29 protein-coding genes and 3 pseudogenes are annotated in these 24,646 nt (G+C 40.3%); 11 read left to right on the forward strand and 21 right to left on the reverse strand.

From position 1 onward, the window contains the following. Positions 1 to 262 (reverse strand): recombinase family protein (locus AU377_RS04010; RefSeq protein ID WP_156450372.1); only part of this gene is annotated, 262 nt, incomplete at its 3' end. Between the two features lie 310 nt (positions 263 to 572). On the opposite strand from AU377_RS04010, the gene pxpA reads away from it, so the two are divergent. From pxpA to AU377_RS04035, 6 genes and pseudogenes are all read left to right on the forward strand, one after another. Then, positions 573 to 1,334 (forward strand): 5-oxoprolinase subunit PxpA, encoded by a 762-nt coding sequence (gene pxpA / locus AU377_RS04015; protein ID WP_067404577.1) that lies wholly within the window; start codon positions 573 to 575, stop codon positions 1,332 to 1,334. 25 nt (positions 1,335 to 1,359) lie between these two features. Further along, a pseudogene (locus AU377_RS15225) lies at positions 1,360 to 1,716 on the forward strand (DUF1445 domain-containing protein); the annotation flags it as partial. A gap of 149 nt (positions 1,717 to 1,865) precedes the next feature. Continuing rightward, positions 1,866 to 3,167 (forward strand): ArsR family transcriptional regulator, encoded by a 1,302-nt coding sequence (locus tag AU377_RS04020; protein WP_253724375.1) that lies wholly within the window; start codon positions 1,866 to 1,868, stop codon positions 3,165 to 3,167. A gap of 126 nt (positions 3,168 to 3,293) precedes the next feature. Next, positions 3,294 to 4,484 (forward strand): amidohydrolase, encoded by a 1,191-nt coding sequence (locus AU377_RS04025; protein ID WP_305809679.1) that lies wholly within the window; start codon positions 3,294 to 3,296, stop codon positions 4,482 to 4,484. 33 nt (positions 4,485 to 4,517) lie between these two features. After that, a complete protein-coding gene (locus AU377_RS04030) occupies positions 4,518 to 5,930 on the forward strand; it encodes a YfcC family protein (RefSeq protein ID WP_067404580.1) in 1,413 nt (470 codons plus the stop codon). 190 nt (positions 5,931 to 6,120) lie between these two features. Next, positions 6,121 to 6,498 (forward strand): cytochrome-c oxidase, encoded by a 378-nt coding sequence (locus AU377_RS04035; RefSeq protein WP_067404582.1) that lies wholly within the window; start codon positions 6,121 to 6,123, stop codon positions 6,496 to 6,498. A gap of 84 nt (positions 6,499 to 6,582) precedes the next feature. Here AU377_RS04035 and AU377_RS04040 read toward each other — a convergent pair whose 3' ends face one another. The 6 genes and pseudogenes from AU377_RS04040 to AU377_RS15230 form a co-directional block, all read right to left on the reverse strand. Then, positions 6,583 to 7,791, reverse strand: coding sequence for an RtcB family protein (locus AU377_RS04040; protein ID WP_082731916.1), 1,209 nt, complete (start codon positions 7,789 to 7,791; stop codon positions 6,583 to 6,585). A gap of 259 nt (positions 7,792 to 8,050) precedes the next feature. After that, complete coding sequence (locus AU377_RS04045) at positions 8,051 to 9,874, reverse strand: serine hydrolase (RefSeq protein WP_082731917.1); 1,824 nt, start codon at positions 9,872 to 9,874, stop codon at positions 8,051 to 8,053. A gap of 416 nt (positions 9,875 to 10,290) precedes the next feature. Continuing rightward, complete coding sequence (locus AU377_RS04050) at positions 10,291 to 10,677, reverse strand: hypothetical protein (protein WP_067404588.1); 387 nt, start codon at positions 10,675 to 10,677, stop codon at positions 10,291 to 10,293. Positions 10,678 to 10,706: 29 nt separating this feature from the next. After that, entirely contained in the window at positions 10,707 to 11,177 is a 471-nt protein-coding gene (locus AU377_RS04055; protein WP_067404591.1) for a peptide-methionine (S)-S-oxide reductase, read from the reverse strand. A gap of 160 nt (positions 11,178 to 11,337) precedes the next feature. Continuing rightward, a pseudogene (locus AU377_RS04060) lies at positions 11,338 to 11,520 on the reverse strand (alpha/beta fold hydrolase); the annotation flags it as partial. Beyond that, a pseudogene (locus AU377_RS15230) lies at positions 11,519 to 11,605 on the reverse strand (GNAT family N-acetyltransferase); the annotation flags it as partial. The pseudogenes AU377_RS15230 and AU377_RS04060, both read right to left, overlap by 2 nt. A gap of 241 nt (positions 11,606 to 11,846) precedes the next feature. Between AU377_RS15230 and AU377_RS04065 the strand changes: the two are divergent. Continuing rightward, on the forward strand, positions 11,847 to 12,665 hold the full coding sequence (locus AU377_RS04065; RefSeq protein ID WP_067404597.1) for a carbonic anhydrase: 819 nt from the start codon (positions 11,847 to 11,849) through the stop codon (positions 12,663 to 12,665). A gap of 134 nt (positions 12,666 to 12,799) precedes the next feature. Here AU377_RS04065 and AU377_RS04070 read toward each other — a convergent pair whose 3' ends face one another. The 5 genes from AU377_RS04070 to AU377_RS04090 form a co-directional block, all read right to left on the reverse strand. Beyond that, on the reverse strand, positions 12,800 to 13,372 hold the full coding sequence (locus AU377_RS04070) for a DUF4256 domain-containing protein (RefSeq protein WP_067404600.1): 573 nt from the start codon (positions 13,370 to 13,372) through the stop codon (positions 12,800 to 12,802). A 292-nt stretch (positions 13,373 to 13,664) separates the two neighbouring features. Next, a complete protein-coding gene (locus AU377_RS04075; RefSeq protein ID WP_067404602.1) occupies positions 13,665 to 14,213 on the reverse strand; it encodes a GNAT family N-acetyltransferase in 549 nt (182 codons plus the stop codon). Positions 14,214 to 14,258: 45 nt separating this feature from the next. Then, complete coding sequence (locus AU377_RS04080; RefSeq protein WP_067404605.1) at positions 14,259 to 14,465, reverse strand: PspC domain-containing protein; 207 nt, start codon at positions 14,463 to 14,465, stop codon at positions 14,259 to 14,261. Between the two features lie 4 nt (positions 14,466 to 14,469). Then, the gene (locus AU377_RS04085; RefSeq protein WP_067404607.1) at positions 14,470 to 14,835 is read right to left on the reverse strand and encodes a hypothetical protein; all 366 of its coding nucleotides are present in this window, start codon (positions 14,833 to 14,835) and stop codon (positions 14,470 to 14,472) included. Between the two features lie 82 nt (positions 14,836 to 14,917). Beyond that, positions 14,918 to 15,280 carry a VOC family protein gene (locus AU377_RS04090; RefSeq protein WP_067404612.1) on the reverse strand — a complete coding sequence of 121 codons (363 nt, stop codon included), beginning with the start codon at positions 15,278 to 15,280 and terminating at the stop codon, positions 14,918 to 14,920. A gap of 128 nt (positions 15,281 to 15,408) precedes the next feature. Between AU377_RS04090 and sspO the strand changes: the two genes are divergently transcribed. Further along, positions 15,409 to 15,561: a small acid-soluble spore protein O gene (gene sspO, locus AU377_RS04095; RefSeq protein ID WP_253724376.1), complete on the forward strand. Its 153-nt coding sequence runs from the start codon at positions 15,409 to 15,411 to the stop codon at positions 15,559 to 15,561. Positions 15,562 to 15,729: 168 nt separating this feature from the next. On the opposite strand, the gene AU377_RS04100 is transcribed toward sspO, so the two are convergent. From AU377_RS04100 to AU377_RS04110, 3 genes are all read right to left on the reverse strand, one after another. Then, positions 15,730 to 15,945, reverse strand: coding sequence for a DUF1572 family protein (locus tag AU377_RS04100; RefSeq protein ID WP_067404618.1), 216 nt, complete (start codon positions 15,943 to 15,945; stop codon positions 15,730 to 15,732). Positions 15,946 to 17,058: 1,113 nt separating this feature from the next. Then, entirely contained in the window at positions 17,059 to 17,559 is a 501-nt protein-coding gene (locus AU377_RS04105; RefSeq protein WP_067404647.1) for a GNAT family N-acetyltransferase, read from the reverse strand. Positions 17,560 to 17,721: 162 nt separating this feature from the next. Beyond that, positions 17,722 to 18,180: a hypothetical protein gene (locus AU377_RS04110; protein ID WP_067404621.1), complete on the reverse strand. Its 459-nt coding sequence runs from the start codon at positions 18,178 to 18,180 to the stop codon at positions 17,722 to 17,724. Positions 18,181 to 18,450: 270 nt separating this feature from the next. Between AU377_RS04110 and AU377_RS04115 the strand changes: the two genes are divergently transcribed. From AU377_RS04115 to AU377_RS15450, 3 genes are all read left to right on the forward strand, one after another. Beyond that, positions 18,451 to 18,990, forward strand: coding sequence for a hypothetical protein (locus AU377_RS04115; protein WP_067404624.1), 540 nt, complete (start codon positions 18,451 to 18,453; stop codon positions 18,988 to 18,990). 44 nt (positions 18,991 to 19,034) lie between these two features. Continuing rightward, complete coding sequence (locus tag AU377_RS04120; RefSeq protein WP_067404627.1) at positions 19,035 to 19,310, forward strand: hypothetical protein; 276 nt, start codon at positions 19,035 to 19,037, stop codon at positions 19,308 to 19,310. Positions 19,311 to 20,179: 869 nt separating this feature from the next. After that, the gene (locus tag AU377_RS15450) at positions 20,180 to 20,338 is read left to right on the forward strand and encodes a hypothetical protein (protein ID WP_156450373.1); all 159 of its coding nucleotides are present in this window, start codon (positions 20,180 to 20,182) and stop codon (positions 20,336 to 20,338) included. A 125-nt stretch (positions 20,339 to 20,463) separates the two neighbouring features. On the opposite strand, the gene AU377_RS04125 is transcribed toward AU377_RS15450, so the two are convergent. From AU377_RS04125 to AU377_RS04150, 6 genes are all read right to left on the reverse strand, one after another. Beyond that, a complete protein-coding gene (locus AU377_RS04125; protein WP_172794018.1) occupies positions 20,464 to 20,751 on the reverse strand; it encodes a transporter suffix domain-containing protein in 288 nt (95 codons plus the stop codon). Positions 20,752 to 21,172: 421 nt separating this feature from the next. Then, a complete protein-coding gene (locus AU377_RS04130) occupies positions 21,173 to 21,670 on the reverse strand; it encodes an LURP-one-related/scramblase family protein (protein WP_067404629.1) in 498 nt (165 codons plus the stop codon). 284 nt (positions 21,671 to 21,954) lie between these two features. Next, positions 21,955 to 22,443, reverse strand: a complete 489-nt coding sequence (locus AU377_RS04135) for a hypothetical protein (RefSeq protein ID WP_156450374.1) — start codon at positions 22,441 to 22,443, stop codon at positions 21,955 to 21,957. A 75-nt stretch (positions 22,444 to 22,518) separates the two neighbouring features. Beyond that, positions 22,519 to 23,091, reverse strand: a complete 573-nt coding sequence (locus AU377_RS04140; RefSeq protein WP_067404635.1) for a class I SAM-dependent methyltransferase — start codon at positions 23,089 to 23,091, stop codon at positions 22,519 to 22,521. Between the two features lie 16 nt (positions 23,092 to 23,107). Beyond that, positions 23,108 to 24,028 (reverse strand): NAD(P)/FAD-dependent oxidoreductase, encoded by a 921-nt coding sequence (locus tag AU377_RS04145; protein WP_067404637.1) that lies wholly within the window; start codon positions 24,026 to 24,028, stop codon positions 23,108 to 23,110. A 25-nt stretch (positions 24,029 to 24,053) separates the two neighbouring features. After that, positions 24,054 to 24,467 (reverse strand): Rrf2 family transcriptional regulator, encoded by a 414-nt coding sequence (locus tag AU377_RS04150; protein WP_067404639.1) that lies wholly within the window; start codon positions 24,465 to 24,467, stop codon positions 24,054 to 24,056. Positions 24,468 to 24,646: the final 179 nt, after the last annotated feature.

Genomic DNA, 24,646 nt, shown 5'->3' on the forward strand with positions numbered 1-24,646 from the left:
CGAACTCTCTTAAAAAAGCAAGTTGGTTTTGGAGATCATCTTTCTGACCGTTGTTTGAAACACGTCCGTAAATCACCGTCTTACCTACTTGATTTCTTTGATTGATTCCCATGTATGCCTCATATTGTTCGTTTGTATAAAACCTTCTTCCACTTGGGTTTCGGTAAGCGATTAATTTTCCGGCGTTATCCCAATTCTGCAATGTTTTAACAGTCACATTTAACATTTTTGCAAATTCATTAGGTTTATAGATCTTTTTCATATGTCTATTTTTGCATACTTTTCTACATTATTCAATATTTTCAGGAACAGTTAATAACTCCTAAGTTCCAATATTCGGGAATTAAATTCTAGTAATTGGATTATATATTTATTATAAAGAGGAGAAAACGAAAAACAAGTATGAAATCTCTTTACTTGCAATGTTGGTACATATTAGAATTCCCGTAGTTTTCAAATCCTTTAATCCATGCTAGAATAAACTGTCATTTCAAAACCAAAGTTCCGAATTTCGGAACTCACTCAAGTGAAAATGCTTACTTGTGTTTCCAATGACAATTGGAGGGATTATTATGGTTCAAGTAGATTTGAATTGTGATTTGGGAGAAAGTTTCGGTCGCTATCAACTTGGTGAACAACGAGAAATCTTACAGTATGTCACTTCGGCAAACGTTGCGTGCGGATTTCATGCGGGTGATCCAACTGTGATGCGGGAAACCGTCAAACTTGCAATCGAATATGGTGTGAAAATTGGCGCTCACCCCGGCTTACCTGATCTTAATGGATTCGGTCGAAGAAATATGGCGATCACGCCGCAAGAAGGATACGATATGGTCGTCTACCAAATCGGTGCGCTGCAAGCATTTTTAACAATCCATAATGAAGAGATGCAACATGTGAAACCGCACGGGGCTTTATACCAAATGGCCTCTCAAGATCGGGAGTTGGCAGAAGCAATCGCTCAGGCCGTTTATGATGTGTCCCCTTCTCTAGTTCTATTCGGCCTCTCCGGTAGTGAATTGACAAAAGCTGGGGAAAAGATAGGGTTGCGGACAGCGCACGAAGTATTTGCCGATCGCACGTATCAATCGGATGGATCCTTGACATCGCGTTCCCAAGCGGATGCACTCATCACAGACCAAGAACAAGCCGTTTCACAAGTGATCAAGATGGTGACAGAAAGAAAAGTCACTTCCAGACAGCAGACAGAAGTTTCCTTGCAGGCAGATACCGTTTGTATTCACGGGGATGGCGAGCACGCAGTTGAATTTGCAAAATATATTTACGAGACATTAACAAAGAACAACATTTCCGTAACAGCCATTTCTCGCTAAGAAAGAGGTTTCTTACAGAGGAGATAAAGCAAACATCCCATGTGATAAAACGGGACTATTTGAAGGTCCGACCGTCGTCAGCATGCGTCCAATGACGCCGGAAAATGCCATTCGGGCTGTCCAAATTACAACAAACTTACCGGGCATCCACGGGCCCCCTCTCCATATCGGCGATCCGTGTCAAATTGGAATCCAAGATCTTTCAAAACCTGATTTCTGCGATGCGGTAACGATTAAAGAAGGTGAAATCCCCGTATTTTGAGCTTGCCGCGTAACTCCCCAAGCGGTCGCGATAGAAAGTAAGCCGGCCATCATGATCACCCACGCGCCGGGTCATATGTTTATTAGTGATATTAAGGACCGAGAATTGAGCATGCTGTAAAATAAAGAACAGTACCCGATCCCAAAATGATTTACGCCATTTGGGGATCGGGTACTGTTTTGTTTAGCCTTTAAGTATCACTTTTGGATCTAGCAAGAGACTACTTATTCTGATACGATGTTTTATGTAATTGAAAGGTGGTCAGATTGTTGAGAAAAATTCGATTGGGCTTATTTGGGGCTGAGGATTCTCTTGAAATTATGGAATCTGTGATTGATCAATTCCCTGAATTCAGTTGTATTTCTATTTCCTACTGGCGCGACGAAGAAATACTAGAAAAACTGCATGCCAATAAGATGAATGTGGATATGTGGCTTTTTTCCGGACAAATTCCGTATAGTTACGCCAAAAAAAGGGCCAACCTCTCCCAGCCAATGTTTTACGTTCCCTCTTCTGGATCTAGCCTGTATAAGACGTTATTGCACATTGCACATCAACAAAAGATCGCGTTCAACCAACTAAGCTTTGACACGTTTCATCCTTCTGAGCTAGAACGGATTTTTCTAGAATCGGAGATCGATGTTCAACCCGTATATTTAAAGCACTATGAAGAAGAGATTCCTACGGATGAAGTGGTTCGCTATCATTATGAATTATGGACAGAGGGAAAGACAAAAGCCGCTGTTACTTGTCTGAAAAATGCCCAGCATGAACTGATGAAGCTTGGCGTGCCCGCATTTCGGGTCCTTCCCACGCAATCCGCTATTATTTCATCATTAGCACTTATTCGCCAGACACAAAAAACGCTCCATTTTAAGGATTCGCAAATTGCGGTACAAATGATCGAATTCGATTCTTTCGCCAGCTTAACAAAGGATACGTTTTCAACGGATGAAATCTATAAAATCGAAATTAAACTAACTGAAAAGTTATTAGAATATACGAAGAAAATAAATGGTTCTCTAAAATCGGCCGGGCCGGGACGCTATATGATCTTCACGACGCGTGGATTGCTGCAAGAAATCACTCAAAATTTTACAGTCATTCCGGCTCCGACCATTCTTCACTTGACCGAGGATGACGCAGTTACATGTGGAATCGGTATCGGGCAGACTGCCTATGAGGCAGAAGTCAATGCCGGCATCGCTTTGTTGCACGCAAAAAGTCACGACAAAGGATCATGGATGGCTGTTTTTGATAACAAAAAGATTACAGGTCCATTAGGTAAGCCTGAACAGCTCATTTATAAGATGAATTCGGAAAAATTACAATTATTGAGTCAGCAGACATCACTCAGCGTTGTCACTTTGAGTAAACTGGAGTCTATTATGAAGAAAATCGGCAAAAGTGAAATGAGCGCTCATGACCTTGCCCACTATATGCAAATTGTGCCGCGCAGCGCCCGTAGAATTTTAACAGAGTTAGAGGAAAAAGGATTAGCGCAAGTCGTTGCAGAAGAAACGCTCCATCCAAGAGGCAGACCAAGAAAAGTCTATCAGATTAACTTATGACAAGATCTATTTGAAATCTTGTCTTTTTTTGCAGTTTTCCGAAAAATAATACTAGACCACAATGTGCGCCTCCTATATAATAATGGCTACGACCGTTAATAGTCCGAATATATAGGAGGTTTGAAATTGAGCGAAATCAAAGTGATACAAGCTGATTATAGTCATTTGATTGAAAAGGTTAAGGATGAAGTGATTGCTTGGAGAAGGTATTTTCATAAATACCCAGAGTTGTCTTTTCAAGAGGAAAAAACTTCACAATTCATTTTTGAAACGCTGGAGTCATTTGGGAATTTAATCCTTTCACGTCCGACAAAAACAAGTGTAATGGCGCGTCTCATTGGCCCGCATCCAGGAAAAGTGCTAGCGATTCGTGCTGACATTGACGCCTTGCCAATCCAAGAAGAGAATTCGCTTTCCTATTCTTCTGAAAACCCGGGTGTCATGCATGCTTGCGGCCATGATGGACATGCAGCAATGTTGCTTGGTACAGCTAAAGTTCTTTCATCTTTACAACATCAAATAAAAGGCGAAATCCGCTTCTTGTTCCAGCACGGAGAAGAGCTGGCTCCGGGCGGCGCACAAGAAATGGTCCGCGCGGGTGTAATGGATGGTGTCGATCTCGTGATTGGAACCCATCTCTGGTCTCCTTTAGAAACAGGTAAAATCGGCGTTTCGTCAGGTCCCTTAATGGCCTCGCCTGATACATTTTCGATCACTGTTACCGGTCTCGGAGGACATGCCGGCCTTCCTCATCAAACTGTCGATGCGATTGCCATTGGCGCACAAGTCGTCAGCAACTTACAGCATATTGTTTCTCGCAATGTGGATCCATTGGATAGTGTAGTTCTTTCAATTACTAAATTTTTAGGAGGAACTGCGATGAATATTATCCCGAATTCCGTTGAAATTGCCGGTACCGTTCGCCATTTCAACACGGAGCTTCGCGCGAACATTCGTGAATGGATGGAACGGATTGTCAAAGGAATCACCGAAGCACACGGGGCTTCCTATCAATTTACATATTGGGACGGTGTCGATCCTGTCGTAAATGATGAGAAAGTAGCGCGTGTCATTGAAGAAACTGTTCGTGAACTCTGGGGAGAACATGCAGTAGCCCAGGCGAAGCCCAATATGGGTGCTGAGGATTTCTCAGCCTTTTTAAAGGAGGCACCTGGCGCATTCTTTTTCACGGGTTCAGGAAATAGAGAACTTGGCACCGATTTCCCCCATCATCATCCGCGCTTTAATATCGATGAAAGCGCTTTATCAAATGGTGTCAGCATGTTCGTTCATGCGGCCTTTAAACTGCTAGATTAAGCCTTTTACAAATGCTATAAACGGAGGATAATTATGACAACAACAAAAACGTCCGTAGAGACAAAGAAAAAAAGAAAATGGGAAATGCCTGACACCTACGTAATTCTTTTTCTCGTGTTATTACTAGCTGTCATTGCGACTTATATTACACCAGCAGGATCTTTTCAGCGCGAAGTTGTAGACGGTGTAGAAAGAGTGATCCCGAATACTTATAGCAAAGCAGAAAGCAATCCTGCTGGTTTCATGGATATTTTTCTTGCGTTGCAGTCTGGAATGGTTCAATCCGGCAGTCTCATCTTTCTTGTGCTGTTTGCGGGAGGGGCATTTGAAGTCATTGACCGTACGGGGGCCATTAAGGGCGGCATCTTAAAAGCGGTCAATCAAACGAAAGGCAAGGAATTTTGGCTCATCGCTGTTATTTCTACTTTGTTTGCATTAGGCGGAGCTGTTGGTGCAGTTGCCAATTCAGTCATTCCATTTGTAGCCATTGGCCTCATTATCGCAAGAGCACTTCGGCTTGATGCAATTGTTGCAGTTGCCATTACTTTCGGGGCTACATTTGCAGGATTCAATGTCGGATTCTTAAACCCATACACAGTTGGAATTGCTCAATCGATCGCCGGTCTTCCCTTATTTTCAGGAATGGCATTTCGTTTAATAGCATTTGTCGTAATTGTTGGGGCAACGATCTATTACACATGGAGATATGCGAAGAAAATATTGGCAGATCCTTCAAAAAGCCTGATTGGTATATTGGACACTAACAACGATTCTAATGAAGAGTTATTAGCCCCATTTACAGTCCGTCACAAACTGATTTTAAGTTTTGTGGGCTTAGCTCTACTATTCTTTGTTTTTGCAACCATTCAATTTAAATGGAGCATTGATCATATGGCTGCATTCTTTATTATTATCGGTCTCGTTTCAGGCATCATCGCCGGCATGAATTATAACAAATTGACGATTGTGTTTTTGGAAGGATGCCAGAAATTAGTGTACGGTGCGATGATTATCGGTGTAGCAAGGGCAATTCTTATTATAATGGAAGATGCACATATCCTAGATACTACTGTAAACGCGCTTGCGACGCCATTAGAGAATTTGCCGCCTGTATTAGCTGCGCTTGGCATGTTTTTGGCGAATGCAGCGCTTAATTTCCTAGTCCCATCAGGAAGCGGCCAAGCGATGATTGCGATGCCGATTTTAACACCGCTAGCCGATATGATTGGCATCACGCGTCAAGTTGCTGTACAAGCATTCCAATTTGGAGATGGTTTTACAAACAGTATTTTCCCGACATCGGGCGTGTTAATGGCAAGCCTTGCCATTGCCGGAGTCCCTTGGATCAAGTGGGCTAAATGGATGTTGCCACTCTTTTTAATCTGGTGCGGCATCGCTATCGTCATGCTAGTGATTGCCGTACTAATTGGCTGGGGACCATTTTAATTTACGTAAAAAAATCAGGTGTCAGTTTCTTAAATTAGAAACTAACACCTGATTTTTTTGATTGGGACTTTGAATCAAGTGTATGGCTTGCATTTTTATTGAACAAAAAGAGATGGGTTTGCAATACTTCGGAACAATATTTCATAAGATAAATAGAGTTTAAAACACTAACAGAAAGGAGGGGAAAATGATGGCGAAAACAATGTTGAAGATCTCCGTTGTCTATTTCATGATCGGGATTTCTTTTGGATTATATATGTCACTCACACATGTCTTTGATTTAAGCACTGTGCATGTACACATCAATTTACTTGGCTGGATGTCGTTAGCATTGGTTGGGCTTTTTTATCATCACTATCCAAATTTGGAGAGAACGGGTTTAGCGAAAGCGCATTTTTGGCTTCATAATATCGGTTTGCCAGTCATGATGATCGCAATTGCACTTGCCATTTTAGGTGTGAATGATGTGTTTTTCCCAATTGCGACACTTGGAGGTTTATGTACGTTGATCGGTATATTTTGTTTCGGCTTCAACGTTCTAAAGAATTTGGATCAACGCACAGCCTAATACGAAAACCGTCCCCCATCTTGCAAGCGATATGCAGAAAGGGGACGGTTTTTTGTTACTGATTTCCTGAATGAAAGCTATTACTCAATCTTTATACGGATCAAACTCATTGGCCCCAGCCATGCAAACGCCGACCGGTTTCAGGACGTGTAAAACATCGATTGTTTCTTTATGCGCATCCAGCACAGTTTGGAGCTTCCGGTAAACGAATGGACTTTCATCCGTTCCCCCACCGCGCAAGATCACGCCGAATTCCTTTACGGCATCATCCATCATTTGCCTGGAAATTTTACCGCCAGAGCGCGTGCGTTTTTTCCAGTTCATTCTGCCGGCTGCCTGCGTACGGCTCATAATCCGACCCGCGCCGTGCACTGTGCTGTAAAATGCCTGTTCATTTTCCGCATTATCTTTTCCTCGCACGATGACCGAGATGTCCCCCATACTGCCGCCGATAAACCCTAACTGTCCCGGTGCAGAAGGTGTTGCTCCTTTCCGAACAACGATCGTTTCCTTCCCGTTATGCGTTTCTTTCCAGGCGTAATTATGGTGATTATGCACTGTAAAAAGGGCTTCAGCACGCAAAATTTTAAGTACTTCATCCATTACATAATCCCTTCCGGCGTAAGCATATTTACCGGCCAGCGTCATCGCCCGGTAATACATATCACCAAGCTCACTATCCAGGTCCATCAATGTCGGCGCCTGCTCCATACTTTCCCCTGGTGCTCTGTCCGAAAACTCGCGATTATTGGCTAAGTTCAAAAAACCGCTCGCTGTCTGGTGCCCGAATCCTCGGCTGCCAAAGTGATTGGCAATCCACAAATCCCCCGTCTTTTCCTCAACAAACAGATCGACAAAATGGTTACCCGCGCCAACAGTCCCTAACTGATCGATCGCAAGCTTTTTCAAACGGTCATGTTCTTGCTGGCCAATCTCTCTGTACACATTCCAGTCCGGGTCATCAAACAACTCATGATCGACACGGGTTTTATTCTTCCGGCCAATCCCAAAAGAAATCTTCCCCGCAATTTCATCCATTATGCTCGGAAGAATATTTTTTATGTCGTCATATTGAATGTTCGTTCGGACGGCTTTATTGCCACAAGCGATATCATAACCGACCCCGGAAGGAGAAATTTGTCCATCGTACACAACGACTCCCCCAACCGGCTGACTATAGCCATAATGGCCATCCGCACAAAGTACGCCGCCAATGACATTTCCAGTTTTCAAACAGTTATCAAACTGACGAAGTGTGTTTTCTTCATGGTTTCCAAAAATAAATTTTTGCAAAGAATAAATGCCCCCTATTATTTATCAAATGATCAAACATCCTCTATCTATCATAGCCTTTTCATCCATTGTTTGACAAAGTCTATACGCTTAGGCAAACAATGGATCTATATCACATGGATCCCACCGGATCATTTGGCGCAAACTAGAATGATTGCGATGATGTTAGGGATGTCTATATAAGTTTAAAATTAGTATTCTGTTGTAGTTGTTTATACTTGATATCTCAAATTTTTTTCTTAGCACTGACATGAAAGAATTAATAATAAAACTCCCAATACAAAACGTTCACACATAAAACAACTGCAAAAACAATTGTCAGAAACCAAACCCATTTTTCACGTTTGCTTAAACTTTGATTTTTCAACATCATCATTAAAAACCCACTATTCACAAGGGTGATTATGACATAGATAAGATTTAACGTTAAAAAAGGCTTTAGAAAGGCATAACTAACCATCGAAACTGTCTTATAACTGATCCATAGAACGTTAGTAAACAGAAGTAAATTTAAGATATGTTGACTGAAAATGAGTGCGTGTTGGCGTTTGTTATGCCATAACCTTCTGACTGTGGCGACAATAACGCTGATGAAAGAAAACAGTAAAGCGAATAGTCCTAGAATAATTCCCCCCCATTCCATGAGGTGTTTATAATAAGGAATGTAAATTAAATCTGAATAGGTATTCGATAATATTTTCTTTAGTTGCGGATGAGTGGAGTAAACATCTAGACTGTACAAACTCGGACCCACTTCTGTTTGATAAATACCTGGTTCTAGCTGTGAATAAAGTGAATCGTTTATGATTAAGTCATGTGACCCACTTTGTTTCGTTGTCCCTCTTAAAAATAATCCATATATCTTACTAAATCCATAACTTGGCAACCGAGCCGGTTCATAAATCCCTTGCCACTCAGAGGAGTTTTCCAAAACGGCTTCATTTTTAACATGTGTATAGGCACCGAAAATGATTTCTGGTATGCCTGATGTGAAAATATTTTCATCTTTCACGTTTGTTAACACGACAACACCGACCTGTTCTTTTCGGTCCACATAAAAAGAGGAGCTAAAAGCCTTTGAATTCCCACCATGGCCATAAACATGCTGGCTTTTCGATGGTAAATAAAATAAACCGTTTGCGACTCTTGGGATCTTCGTTTTCGGGTAATATAATGTTGGTTCAAACATGAATTTAATTGTTTTTTTATCTTTAAATAAAAGCGTTCCCTCTTCAGTTAATAAAGCTTGTAATAACTTTTGTAGATCTGACGCAGTTCCCATCACACTACCGACCGGATACATGGGAATCGTGTAATAATTGGGTTCAATTAATTGCAGTGTATTCGAATACCCTTGCACCTTTCCCCTCTGATTTTTCACCCATTTGTTATCATCTTGTTCAGGATCTATTGCTGTTTTCGTCATTTGAAGTGGTTCGAAAATATTGTTCCGGACGTATTCCTGATAGTCTAGACCGCTAACTTCTTCAACAATGTAGGCAGCGAGGCCACTTCCATAATTTGAATAAGCAACAACATCACCAGGAGGAAATAGTTGTTTAATATCTGCTTCTTCAAGTGCTTCTCTTAATAACTTCTTTTTCGTTGGACGATGAATCATTAGATCTGTATAGCTATCATCAAATCCCGCTGTATGACGCATTAAGTGCTGCATCGTAATAGGATCCTCAAATTTTGTTTTAAAGCGAAAATCATTTGGCAAGTAATTTTTGATATCTGTTTCTACATCAAGCTTTCCTGCCTCTACTAATTGTAAAACACTGATCCAAATAAGAATTTTAGAAACGGATCCCCATTCAAAAACAGTATTTTCAGTCACTAGAATTTGTTTTTCTCTATTTGAATAACCCTTCATTTTGTAAACTATTTCATCTTGGTCTATCACAATCGTTGCTAATCCAGCAATATTCTCCCCATGTTCTATCAGGTACTTCTCTAATTTATTTTCTAAAACTGTATGTTCGTTTGCAGAAAGCGTTGATTGAGGATGATAGCTATATAAGGTCCAGATGAGTAGAAAACAAATGAACGTCTTAAAAAACTTATTATTGTGATAACCCACTGTGTTTCATCCTCCTTTCCATCCATACTCCGTAACTGCGCCCCATTGTGGAAGATCATAAATACATGCCCTGTTGCATTTAATCGAACGTCTTCTGTCTATCATAGCCTTTTTATCCATTGTTTGACAAAGTCTATACGCTTAGGCAAAAAGTTGATAGATATCGTTCACGCATTGATTTCGCTGGTCATTTGGCAAACTAGAATGATTGCGACGATGTTTGTTATGTCAAGACATCTCCCTCCCCCCTTGGATTTGCCTAGTGAACAGGCAACTGCACATAAAAAGGAACTATAAAAATAAAATGCACCATCCAGCCTCACTTGGATGGTGCATTTATGTATTCCAAAAATTCTCCTACCCAATTTTGGCTTTTTTAATTGATTCCTCAACAATCCGGCCTGATTGTTGAGGAATCAATTAACATACTTGGAACCAAGCCCCCAATAGGCATAATCATAGCTTTCGGGATTCCGAATTAGATATTTTGAGCGCTGAATCCAATCGTTAAGTGTATCTGATTGATAGTTACCTGTTAGCTCTTCTAAAAGCATAGAAAGCCTTCTTATTTCATCACTTGATCCACTTCTAACAAGATCTCCTGTAAACACGTATAAGGCACATAGAAAAAACGAAGTATGTATACAGTTTTCGTCTTCAATGAATGTACAAATCATTGGGATATTTCCAAAAGAATTAATGGCTAATTCCCAATCTTGATCTGGAATATCTTCCGTGCTGTATGCCCACTTTTTTATTTCTTCTGGTGTAGGATTCCAACGATCTTTAAAAATACTATCCATCCCCCTAAGCCATCTGATACTATTCTTCCTTACTTATACCTACTTAATAGTTCTTCCGGAATGTGGCAATAATCATCTGGACATCTAGCTAACCGATCTTGATGTTCTTCTGCACTTCTTACATAGTTTGTAAGCGGTAATACTTCAACAACTATCCGGTCAACATCGACTCTCTCACTAAGAAATGCCTTCGCTTCTTTTAAGTGTTCCAGCTTTTCACTATAGACGCCTGTTCTGTATTTCACGCCAACATCCTGACCTTGTTTATTCAGACTGTATGGGTCAATGATTTCAAAAAAATAGCCCATTAATTCCCCGATGGTGACAACCGTCGGATCAAATCCTGTTTTTACACATTCCGCGTACCCATCATACTCACCCTCAAGCGTATGACTTTTTCCATTCGCTCTTCCCGCCTCTGTAAACACAACGCCAGGTAAAGTTTTGATAAAAGCCTGTACGCCCCACAAACAGCCACCTGCAAAATAGATGACTTCCATATTGTACTCCCCCTTATTCAAGATCATGATGATCATCGCAGCCCCTTGGCTTATTGAACGAAGACATCTTTTAGTTCAACCATATATCGAGCCTACTAGTTAAATTGAATATTCCGACACCATTAAAGTATACGCCATTGTTGTACGATCGTGCTCCGTTTAGTTGAACATTGTTTAATTGAAGGGTGCCCACTACTGTGCGGATATCATCTGCAAGTCTATTAAAAGTATAACCACTCATTGGTTTATCCGAATTGCCAAACCCCCTCCAGTCTATACCAATACAGCGATAGCCCATTGCAGGAAGAACATTAAACTGATATTCAAACTGTTTATGGCTTATTAGAAAAGCAATCGAATATACCTTCCGCATCCTCTTTTGTAATTTCTCTTAATACCAATCGCTCTGTTTCTACTACAGGAAACATGTAAACCTCTCCTTTTCCATTGTTCCTTTACCTTTCTAGCAAAGCGGTTATTCTCCTTTTTTTTCATTAATTTTTAATGTTTCTCTCAGGGGTTTCTAGTCATCCGTAGGTATAGTACTAGCAGACACACGTTGAGGGGGAATTTGAAAACGAAATTTACTAAGAGAGCGTAACGATTCATAGTCAATAACCGAAGCATTTATGACATTCATTAAAAATTAAAATAAGAGAGGTTACAATTATGACAGCAAAAAAAACAGTTTATTCATTGTTCATGTCGTTTCTCGTTTTGTCCTTAGCAGCTTGCTCTTCTACTCCGTCTGATGTGGCTAAAGTTAGTGCAAAAGAAGATAAAAAGTCAAATGAAGTACACACAGCCCATTGGACTTACGAAGGGAAAACTGGACCTGAACATTGGGCTGATTTAAATCCTGAATTTGCAGCATGTACAAACGGGAAAGAGCAGTCCCCAATTAACATCGAAACTGCCCAAGTGATAGAAGGTGAGGAAATAGCAGATTTGGCTATTAACTATAAACCTACTAGTGTTACCTTAAGTAACAACGGACATACGATTCAAGGCACCCCTGCAAATCCGGACAATTCTATCGTTATTGACAATAAGGAATATAAATTAGCACAATTCCATTTCCATACACCAAGTGAACACCAAATTAATGGGCAGAATTTTGATATGGAATTACATTTTGTTCACAAGGATGTGAATGGTCAGCTAGCAGTTCTCGGCTTAATGATCAAAGAAGGAGCGTCGAATCCTTATCTGGAAGAGGCTTGGAGCGGCATTCCTACAGAAGTAACAACAGAAGATGTTCAATTGACAGAGCCGATCGATATCATGAGCTTATTGCCAAAAGATATCGATACATTCCGATATAATGGTTCTTTAACGACTCCCCCATGTTCAGAGGCTGTTAAATGGGTTGTATTGGAAACTCCTATTGAAATGTCTAAAGAACAAATCGATACATTCCGCAAAATATTCCCTGATAACCATCGACCTATTCTGCCGTTAAATCAACGTGAAGTGAAAGAAGATTAAGCTAGTTTCGCACTAAACGATTCACTGATGGATTCCTAAAAAATTCAAAGGAAATAATAAAAAGCCCGATTTTCTCGGTATTCACATCGAGAAATTGGGCTTTTTTTAGTTAAAAATGTAATTCACTCCTACAGTTAGACCGTTAGCGATCCGCGGAAACCTCTAGCAGCGTAGTATGAATCTGCTCCATTGTGGTACAGGAAGACATGTCCATAACGACGATCGCAGAAAACAGCACCGCCGGCTTCTCGAATATCAGTTGGTGTTTGCACCCAACTTGACGACTTCAAATCGAAGCTTCCAAGCTGCTGCAGCTCTCGGTATTGTTCTTCCGTCAAAATTTCAATGCCCATAGCCGTCGCCAGGTCCATTGCGCTCGTTTCAGGTTTATGCTTCTTTCTTGACTCCAGCGCTTCACGGTCGTAACAAACACTTCTTCGCCCTTTAGGACTTTCCGGTGAACAATCACAAAAAATATATTCATCGTTCGTTTGATCGTATGCCACAATGTCCGGTTCGCCGCCGGTTCTTTCCATTTCATGAAGCGACCATAGTTTTTCGGCATTTGCTTCGATTTTTGCTTGGACGTTGGCCCATTCCAGCCCTTCATGTCGGTTCATGTTTTTCTCGAAACGGGTTTTCAATGTTGTGAATAATTCTTCGCGTTGTTCAGGTGACAACTCTTTGTGATCGCTGCTATTTGTCATGTTAATTCCACCTTATTTTTTACTTAGGATGATTTTGTATTTCATTATACCATAAATTGAAACGAGTGTTCGTTCACTAATACGAACAAAATTTTATGTAAGTGATTGTGCGGGGGATGAATAAATGTGTGAGGGTTATTGAGTTGCGTGTGACAGGTTTTTATATGTACTAGCGAGGTTTGTTATAGTTTAAAAAAGTACATAATGTCAACATAGGTTTTGAATGTTTTTTCTAGAACATCACCTTGATTTGACGTTGATCGTTGTCAAATCAAGGTGATGTCCTTAGTTGTTAAGTCTGTTGGTTAAAATCTTCTTTTAGTAGTCCAAATACATAATGGTCAACATATCGATCATATAAAAATTCAGAACTTCTGATACAACCTTCTTTTTGAAAACCTAGCCTTTCCGGAATCGCTTGGCTTTTATGATTTCCTGTTGCAGCCCGGATTTCAATTCTCTTTAATGCCAGCTCATTAAAACAATAATCGATAGCAGCTTGACAAGCATCGGTCATTAAACCTTTACCTTGAAATTCTTCACCTAACCAATAGCCGATTGACGTAGAGTGATTCGCCCAGTTTATACCGTGTAAACCGATGACTCCTGCTAATTCTCCCCTATACCAAATACCAGCTTGAAAGCCATTGTGATTACCAAATTGTTTTAATGTACTTTCAATAAATGCCTTTGAATCACTAACCTCTTTTGTAAAATCAACCCACGGCAACCATTCCCTCAGATAATTCCTTGATTGATCCGTTAACAAAAATAGATTTTCAGCATGCCTTGGTTCTAGTAAACGCAGTTCAGCATCATCATTTAGTTTAAAGTAAAACATGATTTCCACCCCTTATATCATAATTTTTATGACAGACATAAACCATTAGTCCCTTAATGATGGCGGGCTATCTGCCATAATGTTTGCAAGAATGATATAAATGAGTAGATTTACAGGTAAAATAAGGAAAATTAATCTTACCCCAAATGAGGACATACCCAAAGAATGAGCGATTCCTCCACAAACCCCTAATATAGCTTTATCTGTTGATGGTTTTCTAAGTTTATTTCGCTCCGAAATCTCCAACTTCATATGATCAACCTCCAGTATCAGTTTTCTCGTAAAAATTCAACGAAATTATCCTTACCAGTAGCTGCCCGATCAAAAAAATAAATGATACAAATAAAACTGCCCCGTCCCTTCCCACCGGTTTAAACCAACCACCGTCATCTGCTATAAAATAAGAAGCTAGAACAACTGACAATAACGCTGTTAGGATATTCACGAAGAAAACATAACGTAATTTTACACGTCCAGCTAAAAAACCAACTACCACAACGAACAAAACAGAACCAGCAAAAAGAAAAGATGCCTCTTCGCGTTTAATGTGTTGGCCATACTCATAATAGTGGAATAAGAATGATGCGGGTATTAATGAAAAAATCAACCATACTATTTTCATAGTGTCCCTCCAGTATTAATTGCGTTGCAACGAAACCTTTAACTACCGTTCGGCAATCGCAGCCGACTGTTGAAACTTCATTTTATAATGCTTGAATCATTTCCACTCTGTTCCCAAAAGGATCCCTAAATTCAAATCGATCAAAACCCGGGATCGGCACCCCTTCAATAACTTGAATACCGTTTTCCGTTAAGGTGTTTCTCCAGTATGAAATATCTTTTACCAGATAAGCCAAATGCGCTTTTGTTGTAAATCTGTCAAACCCATCTTCTGTGCCTACGTGAACTTCCCTATTCCCGACTTTTAACCAGAATCCTCCACGTCCTTTGAGTGAATTTGGCTTTTCTATTTCATCTAAGCCTAATACACCACAATAAAACTTTCTGCCTTCCTCTTCCGCACCTTTCGGAATAGTAATCTGCGCGTGATGCAAGCCAAGAATCATGTAGATCTCCCCCTATGTATGAATAGCTTTACTATAACACTTAACTCCATAAGTTAAGAAAGTAAGGTTCAATAAAAATGCATACTTAGGACACCACGTGGCAAACTAAAATCATGGAGGTGTATATAGTGAGCAACAACCCAAACAATTTAAGTGGGAACGTTAATGATGAGCAAGCGGTTAGAAAGAATTTATCAAGGGAGTTTGATCATGAACTTGCAAATAAACCGTTGACACCGGCAGAGAGACATAATAATAAGAAAACGAAGAAGCGGCAATGAGCTAAAATGATGTAAGCGCAAATCGAATGCATGGCTTACTTCATTTATTTACCATATTCCACTTGGATTTTTGGTTTAGAATGAACCTCCCGCCACTACAAAAACGGTACTTTTTAAGTGGCAGGAGGTTCATGTAATTATTAATTTCCTTTAAGATACCCAATTTGCTCAATGATTACTAGGACAATTTTGTTTTCCTTTAATCCAATTAGAGATCATATTTCCACTTAAATGTTTTGCAATAATTGCAATGCTATTTGAGGACTCGTTTAATTTCCAGTGTATGTCCTCCTCTGATAATTGACTTATTGTTTGATCTCCAAGATTTTTAACGCTTTTAAATCTTTCTTGTACAATCCTCAAGTGTTCATTTCCGAAATTCATCAATATGCCCTCTTGTATCAGAAATGAATATCCCTGTGCTGCCCCCTTCACCCCGGAATATCTATACTAATAATACGGACTCTCTAGTCAAAAGTTTCGACAAATTAGTGAAGTGTTTTAACAAATTAGTATGTCCCAAAAGCGGGGAATCGCTTATTCTAATCGACTTTTGGTCGAAAGGTCGAAGTTTTAACATACTTTTATTGTAATGAATAAAAATCTGCATTATAATATAAATAATAGGAATTATACTTGTTAATAATGAATAAACTAAAAAGGACCGCCCAATGCGCTAACATTAGACGGTCTGTAATAGCAGGTTCCCTTCAGGGGGATCGGCTCGGGTGATAAAAATAATCCATCCAGTATGAGCTACCCACTCAAGGATGGATTATTTTTTATTGTGGAACGACAGTATTGAGGCCCGCAGGATGCGGGTCATGCAGTCGTTGCGACAGGACGTCGCGTTCTTAGACTGCCTTCCCTAATGCTCCAAATGTTAACATAAGCATTATCGCTTCAGATACTGACATGCGACCACCTCCCTTCTTACGGGAAATGGCCGACCACCCTTGAGTCACCTATTCTATTACTTTTTCATTGTACCATACGTATGTTCCTAACTCTAGTAAGGTCATGGGATAATTACGCTGTTCTAGTTCTATATCCTTCTATTTGCTAAAACTGGCTGTCCTTCCTTCCCAAAACCTACCTCTGCACCAACACCCGCTCACTACGTTGCGGCAATATGCGTCCCTTATTCTTGCGCAGTGGAAAGTGGATTTCCGCAAAAAAGCGATAACAGGTGTAGACCAATCACGGTATCGTTGAAATTAGCATTGCCACATAATCCCCAAAGAGATCCCTACCGTATTTCCATACGAAATAGGGAACTATGGCATAGAAAATTAAATCCAATAGAATTAGCCTTTTACCTATTCTTTTTTCTTTTCCATGTATCATGTGGATCTCTCCCTATATATCAACAGCTTTACTATAACACTTAACCTCATAATAATTGAATGGTGTAGGAAACTATTCGGACAACACACTACAATTGCATAAAAAGTGTGAGGATCTATTCCATCATAGCGCCCTTTATTACAAAAGCATTTAGACAAATTTATACATTAGAATATCATCTATATATTCATTGTCATTTATCTTAAATTCTTTAATCTTTCTTCCTTCCTCGATAAAACCCATCCCCTTATACAAGGCGATTGCTCTTTTATTTGTTGAGAATACACCTAAAGAAACTTTTTCAATACAAGGATTTAGTTCTGCCCACTCCAAAATTCTTTGTAGTAATAACTTTCCAATTCCCCTATTTCTAAAATCCTTCCTGACCATCATTCCAAGGGAACCCGTGTGGGAAAGCCTACTTCTGCCTGGAGATAAAAACACTATCCAACCTACGATCTCGTTTTGGATTTCCGCAACCAATAGAGTTTCTTTATCATTCTGCAAAATCTTTTCGATCCAATCTCCTTGCTGCTCTACAGTCTTATTAAATTCCTCTGAAACGGTCGTTAAAAAATCCCCTTCTGCTACGACCTCTTCTTGTATTCGCAAAATTCTTGAAGCATCTTCTCGTTTTGCCGTTCTAATCATAATATCGTCTTTAACCAACTTGTTCCCCCCTTCCCCTATTGAATGGTGCCTATGTAGAAAACTATCCGTTACCGATTGGTATACCAGTCAATTGCCTTTCGCTCCAGTTCCTTAACAAATGTATCTTTACGAAAACATTCTCCAACCCATTAGTTGGATAGCTTAACCCCAATTATTTAAAGTCCATCCCTCGGCTAATCTTTCTTTGAGAAGGGTATCGTTCCACGTTCCCCAAGGCGATAGTTGCTTTTGACAATCGTTTAACTTTTCAACTTTTTCTCTTTGCCAATTTTCATAATCAACAATATGCCAGCAAATAAATTCACCTTTTATTATGTGGTCATCCCTAAACTTTTTCGTTAATACAAAATTCTTAGGGATTGGATAATTACCCATTTTACTAACTACTTTCCGTCTGAATGCAGCATCTAAAGGAAAATGAATAAGATATAGTTCTTTCTGTTCTACTAATTTATGTAACCTATCTTTTTTATTGCCCTTATATAAATTTGGTAAAATTCGGATCAGCGAACCTATATCCTCGTTCTTATGAACGTATTGAAAATATGCAATTCCATTTGAAGTTTCAATCCCAAAAACATCCCCAATTTTTAAAAGCACTCATTTCACCGCCCGAATTTCCATTTATTTTATACTATTATAAGTTCATCTTACACAGGCTATATTCGGCAATCAAGCTATGTAGGTAATGGCAGCCTATTTACTCCATATTACCGATAAATATTCACCAATCACGAACGCTTGGCCGCTCGGTTCGACTTTTCGATTCAATAGATCGTTCTGCCACGACCGGCTGCTACAAGAATAATTGTTCAACCTTTTTGCATCATAAGCGTGGTACAATTTGGAAGTATAGGAGGAACGAATCCTATGAAAAGGTGTACGTTATGCTGGGAAACCCGACAGGACGAGTTCCATACCTATCAAAAAACACGATGCAAGCAATGTATTCGCAACAAACAACTTGCGTTTAACCGTGCGAATCCCGAATATCTTAAAGCCAAAAATCAGCGCCGCCGTGCCCGCAAATTGGCATTACAGAACGATCTAACGCCGCAGCAATGGAAGGCGATTCTTGATCGCTTCGATGGCAAATGTGCCTTGACGGATTCCTCCGACGTTGTTCTCGAGCACATAATCCCTTTGGAAAATATGTGCGGCGGGACGACCATCGGAAACGTCACTCCAATGGACGCAACGTTAAATCTTTCAAAGCGTGACAGGAACTTCGTCGATTGGGTATTCGAACCCGAAATTGAAGCAAAAGTTGACCCCGACAAACTGGACAACCTGCTTGACTATTTAGCGGAAGTGAATGGACTAACGATCGAAAAATATCTCGATTTCGTGTATTGGTGCGAAAGGAACGAACGATCGAAGAAGCCGAAGCGGATTCCCGCCCAAGCGTAGAAATCTTCAATTTGGAAATTGAAAACGAAAAGGAGTTTTTCATAATGGATAAAAAGACAATCGAACATGGACGCTTCAAAGCAACGTATCATAACGAAAAGACGGCTTACTTGGACGGTGTAAAAATCTTCCGCCATAAAGACGGCATTGCATTTGAATTTAATGGACAATTGACTTCGATCAATGATAGAGGCAAAAATTCAGTTCGGGGTGCGAATGACCTCTACAATAAATTGAATGCCATCCTTCTTGAACTTGGTGTTGAAGAAGGAGAATATGAAAAGAAGAAAAAGGCCGTGGCTGTCAGTAATGAAATATAGGAATGACCATTTGCTTTGAAATGCAAACGAAGCCGAAGCGGGCAATCCTGAAAGTAGTTCAGCAAAGTAGTTAGTCGGATTGGTGGCAAAGGAATATGAAACAATCGTTTCGTAACTAGTTAAATACCAGGAATAAAACGCCAATTTGTCATGAATTGGCGTTTTCCTTTGTCGTAAATTCCCATCTTAAACGAATGATTTTTCATTGTCCATCACCCCAAAGTTCCACTTGAATGATTGTGCGGGGATGAATGAAAGTTGAGGAATAGTTAGGTTGCGTGTAAGATGTTTTTATATGCACTGGCGAGGTTTATTCTAATTAAAAATACTGCATATTGTGTTGTGCAAAAAGTGGCCAGGTACTCAAACAATGAGTGCCTGGCCACTTGATAGTCAAATATTAGCAGCGGCCTAGTTGGCTTTCACGCAATCAATCGCCACGAGAAGCGGTTCCAGTTCATTATTTCGATTTGTAGCTCATAACCATCGCCCCAGGTAAACCACTTTTTGCTGACGGTTCATCTTTTCATAGAACCTTTCCTAAAAATCCAGATACAAGTATTCCGTACACATAGAATAGGAAAAGAGATTCGCAACAACGACGGGCCAAGGCAGAGCAATTTTAAAGATTCGTAAAAATCACGGCGGAAACTACTACGTAAATGGATTTACAATTCAAGGAACACCCGTACAAAAATCCGTATCAAGAGTTGATGAAATTCACCAGCTCCTTCATCCATTTATAAAGTTTAATAGAAAAAGCGGTCTCTATATTATTCAAGAAGATATACAAAGCTACACCCAATTTGGACAGCCTTTTTCTATAGCGAAAGTAATCGATTCCGTTTTGCCATGTAGGGAATATGGCATTGACTTCGGGATCAATCAAGAAAGGAACACCGATCTTATTTGAAGTGAACACGACACCGGGTATCGTCGGATTTGCGCAAATCGAGAATCAAGTAATTTGGAGACGAATTGTCGAGATACGGAAAATGCAAAGTGAATCGGATGAAACCAATCTTTGAAAGGAGCCAGCCATACTTAAACATCCAATATTGCTCTTGAGCACATAATCCCTCTGGAGAATATGCACGGCGGGACGATTGTCGGGAACGTCATTCCAATGGATGCAACGTCGAATAGGCACCTTTCAATTTTGCCCTTCCCCTTTTTTCCGCCAATTTTTGGGGTGTAAATAACTTTTATATTTTGTTACGACATCTTTACCAACGAGTAAAGCGCCCGCCCAAAATAAGATTTCTCCTGCTATGATACTTCCTGTTATGATGCTTGCCTTTACTGTAAGGGAATATGGTGTCATTGTCGCAATTGCAGCAATCACCCAACATAAAACAGCAAGTATTAAGAGGCCTATTCCAAGTTTATAAAACAATGATTTTTTTTGCCTTTTCTTGCTGGTATCCATCTCTTTTTCCAATTTCAAATCCCCCATCATGATATAACTTAGTTAAGTCAACTAAACTATATAGTGACAGAGAATTTTTCACAAGGATTTTTTTAAAAGGCGGATTAGTTCGCCTACTTTTTTAGAACACGGATATAGTTTGTTCCGTAGATCCTTCGTTAATTGCCTTCTCTTCGGCTGGCCTTTCTTTTCCCCTTCACATCTCTTCGAATAATGTTTAAGTGACTGTGCGGGAGGTGGATAAAACAAGGGGAGTAATTTAAGTGCGTGCAGGATATTTTTATGCGCACTAGCAAGGTTCACTTTAATTAAAATAAGTTCATATTGTGCGATATGAATTTTTTTAGACTAGGGCAGTTTCTTCATAGCTAATAAAGAAACCTGAAGCCATGAATTGTTCTTATGAACTGGTAAATATCTACCCCACCCGACTTCACACATTAGCCGCGGAAGAAGCCGCTGCCTGGTCGGCTTTCACACAGTCAATTGCCACGACGAGCGCCACAAGAAGCCGTTCCATTTCATCATTTACGATTTCTAACTGGTAGCTATCGCCCCATGTGAACCACTTCTTGCTGACAGTTCCAACGACTTCCCCGTTTTGATATACTTCGAAATTCATATCCCACCAATTTCCCCGAACCTCGATCCCCGCCGCGTCAATCGAGTAACGCGCCTTCAAAAAAGTGAATTGCTTCTTAATCGTCACAGTCTCCTGGCCATTCACTTCTACAAAAAAGGTCGGCAAGAAACTGAACGTCTTTTTCGTAATCAACGCAACTTCATCCCTCGCGGCGTCCATAATGGAAAACGTCTTCGGGATACGCAGGAAGCTGCCTTCTACAAAATAAACTTCGTTCTCTTGCTCGTCTTTCACTGAAAACTTGCCACTTAAGCTAAATACCTTTTGCTTGATGTATAGCTGTCTCATAAGTAATTCCCCCTCGTTTCAGGAATGAACGTCTGTATGCCGCTCCCTCAAAACCTAACTATCTACTAGTAATACGGAATGGCTAGTTGAAAAGTTTCGACTAATTAGCGTTTTGCACAAATGGGGAAAACATTTGACTGCTATCTATATTTTGTCGAAAGGCTGTAGATCACAGGATGAACTAGGTGCCATTCACTCTTCCCTAACAAAAAACAAGCACCGTATTTTCTGTGCTTGTTTCGTATTTTTTAAATTACTTTCCATTTGATTAGCAAACTTCTCCGTCAATCCAGCTCATCATCCCCATAATAATCAAACAAATCGCCAGTATTCGCATAAATCTGATATCCATTTCCCCAATGATCCTTCAGCCATCGAAAGGCCTTCAACATTTCTTCGCTATGAACCGCAGCCTTTTCTTCTACATCTGCTGCCTCCTGCAGTTTGGTGTGGCACCATGCTGGATCTGGAAACGATCCGAACCATTCTTTGTCTTCCTCTTCCATCGGATCTGTATAGGTCATGTCATCTTGAACGGGCAACATCTTTGGCCAGTCTACTCCGAGTCCGCTCTCGTCCATCAATTGCCGCAGATCAAGCGCAAAGGAATACGTCCAGAATGCCTCCGCGACGTCCTCTTCCCCATTGACGACTCGAATTTCGTATTCTTTCACGTTTTCTTTTTTGAAGAGCTTTTGGAAGAGGTTTTCTTTTAGTGTGACATCCTTGAAAGTATAGTTCCGGACCGCTGTCAATTTGACATGGCTCGTCAACTGCCTGTTATGGTGAAGAATCAATTGGGTACTTTAGGGATATCTAATATCTCTAATCAGGCAAAAAATAATCGGTTAATCCGTTTTCTGCGCAACAAGCATGTATAGAGATTCCGATGGGAAATATTTCTCCGTTACTTGGAATCCTGATCCTTTCATTTCTCGCTCCATTCCTTCCAAGGTAATTCTAGGTCCTTTATCAGCACTTCCTTTTGGTTCGAGTTCCAGACAGATAAGATAGCCTTCTTTTTTCAATACATTTCTCATTTGCTGTAACAGTGGTCCCAACGGCTGAATTTCATGCAGTACCAGAGAAGCAATGATCATATCGATAGTGCCATCAAGTAAAGAAAGTTCCTCCATACTTTCTTGCACCAGGACAATATTCGTAAGCTGTTCCTGCAAGGATTTTTCTTTTATTATTTCCAGCATTGCAGCATCGATATCTAGAGCGTATACTTTGCCCGTGGTCCTCTTCGCCGCCGGGATGGAAAAATAACCGGTTCCAGCGCCAAAATCTAAGATGCTGTCCGTTTCTTTTAAAGGAATCATGTTCAGCAACTGTTCCGGGGAAAATTCTTTTCTTCGTTCGGGACTTTCCAAGTACGATACTTTTTCTTTGCTATATTTACCATGTGGGTGATGCATATATATCCTCCTTTTTTTAAGCGTGCTGTTTATCCTGGTTAAATTTCTCTTCTGTCAGTGCTGCGACCACAGATATGGCAGCCATACTGCCTTCTGCCGCTGCAATAATTAATTGGGAGGGACCAGCAATTCGCGTATCTCCGCAAGCAAACACCCCTTCCGTTTTCGTGCGCTGCCAGCTGTCAGTTGCAATCCCGCCCTGTTCGTTTAATGTATATCCTAGGGAAGTTTTAAAAGAATCTGCCTGTAGCCATTCCGTAGATATAAATCCTCCCTCACGGAGTACCGATGTTTCATCTTCAAATTGGATTTTTTCCAGCATTCCCTCTTCCCCAATGAAAGCGGCAATCTTCTTTTCGTTAATACTGATGCCTTTGCTTTTGAGCAATTCTTGTTCTTCCAACGAAAGTACTTCTTTTCCATTGGTAAAAATAATTAAATCGTTCGTCCAGTTGGACACCAGTTTCGCCATATGAAACGCCTTTTGATCATCTGCAATCACTGCTAGTGGATGATCTCTTAATTCCCACCCATCACAGAAAGGACAGTTGAAAAGGCTCTTGCCATAGAACTCTTTCACTCGCGGGATATCCGGAAGGACCTCCTTAAAACCGGTTGCGAGAATAATCTTTTTCGCGCTGTATACTTCCCCATTTTCTGTCTCCACCTTGAATAAGGTGTTTTCTTTATTTATACGATGCACCCTTTGCTTTTCAATCCTCACATCAGGGTATTTGTATAATTCTTCCTGGGCAATTCTTTTTAATTCTTGCGGATTTATACCATCCCTTGTGATAAACCCGTGGGACGCAGAAGTCACCGCATTTCTCGGTTTGTTGTCATCGAACAGAATAGTTTTTCGTCTTGATCTTCCAAGTACTAAAGCAGCCTTCAGTCCAGCTGTTCCTCCGCCAATCACGGCACAGTCTAATATCATCTGATCGGCTCCCTCAAAAAAAAATTTAACTATTTTTTTCTTTCTGTTTGGATTTTGTCTCTTTAGCAATATCGTTCAAAAGCATTGATTCCAATTCACCTTTCATATTTTCCTCTACTTGCCTCATGGTGTTTTCAATCAAGCAGCCTTCATGATGAATGGAACAGTCGAATAAGCTTGTATCTCCTTCAATTGCATTAATAACATCCAAAAAGGATATTTCCTGTTTTGTTCTGGAGATTTTATAGCCTCCCTTCGCGCCTGGTGTTGAGTCGATCAAACCGGCTTTCGCAAGTTTGGTTAATATCTTAGAAAGGTACGTTGGGGAAAGGTGTTGCATTTCAGCTAATTCTTGCACTCCCACCAAGCTCTCCCTAGGTTGCAGCATTAAATGAACTATTGTGTGCAAGGCATAGTTTGTCGCGTTTGAATACCTCATACATATCCTGCTACTAAAAACATAGAAAAATGTCCTTTTTCTATGCCAGACCATTCCTGCTTCTTCGTACCCCGCCTCGCCAATCTCACGCTACTACGGTTGGTTTAGCACTCCACAGGCGTAAATTCGGATGTAGCCCACCCTACTTTTGCAAGTTGTTACTTTGAGGTAACAATCGC

Source organism: Sporosarcina sp. HYO08, assembly GCF_001563475.1.
In the GTDB taxonomy this organism is placed as follows: Bacteria; Bacillota; Bacilli; order Bacillales_A; family Planococcaceae; genus Sporosarcina.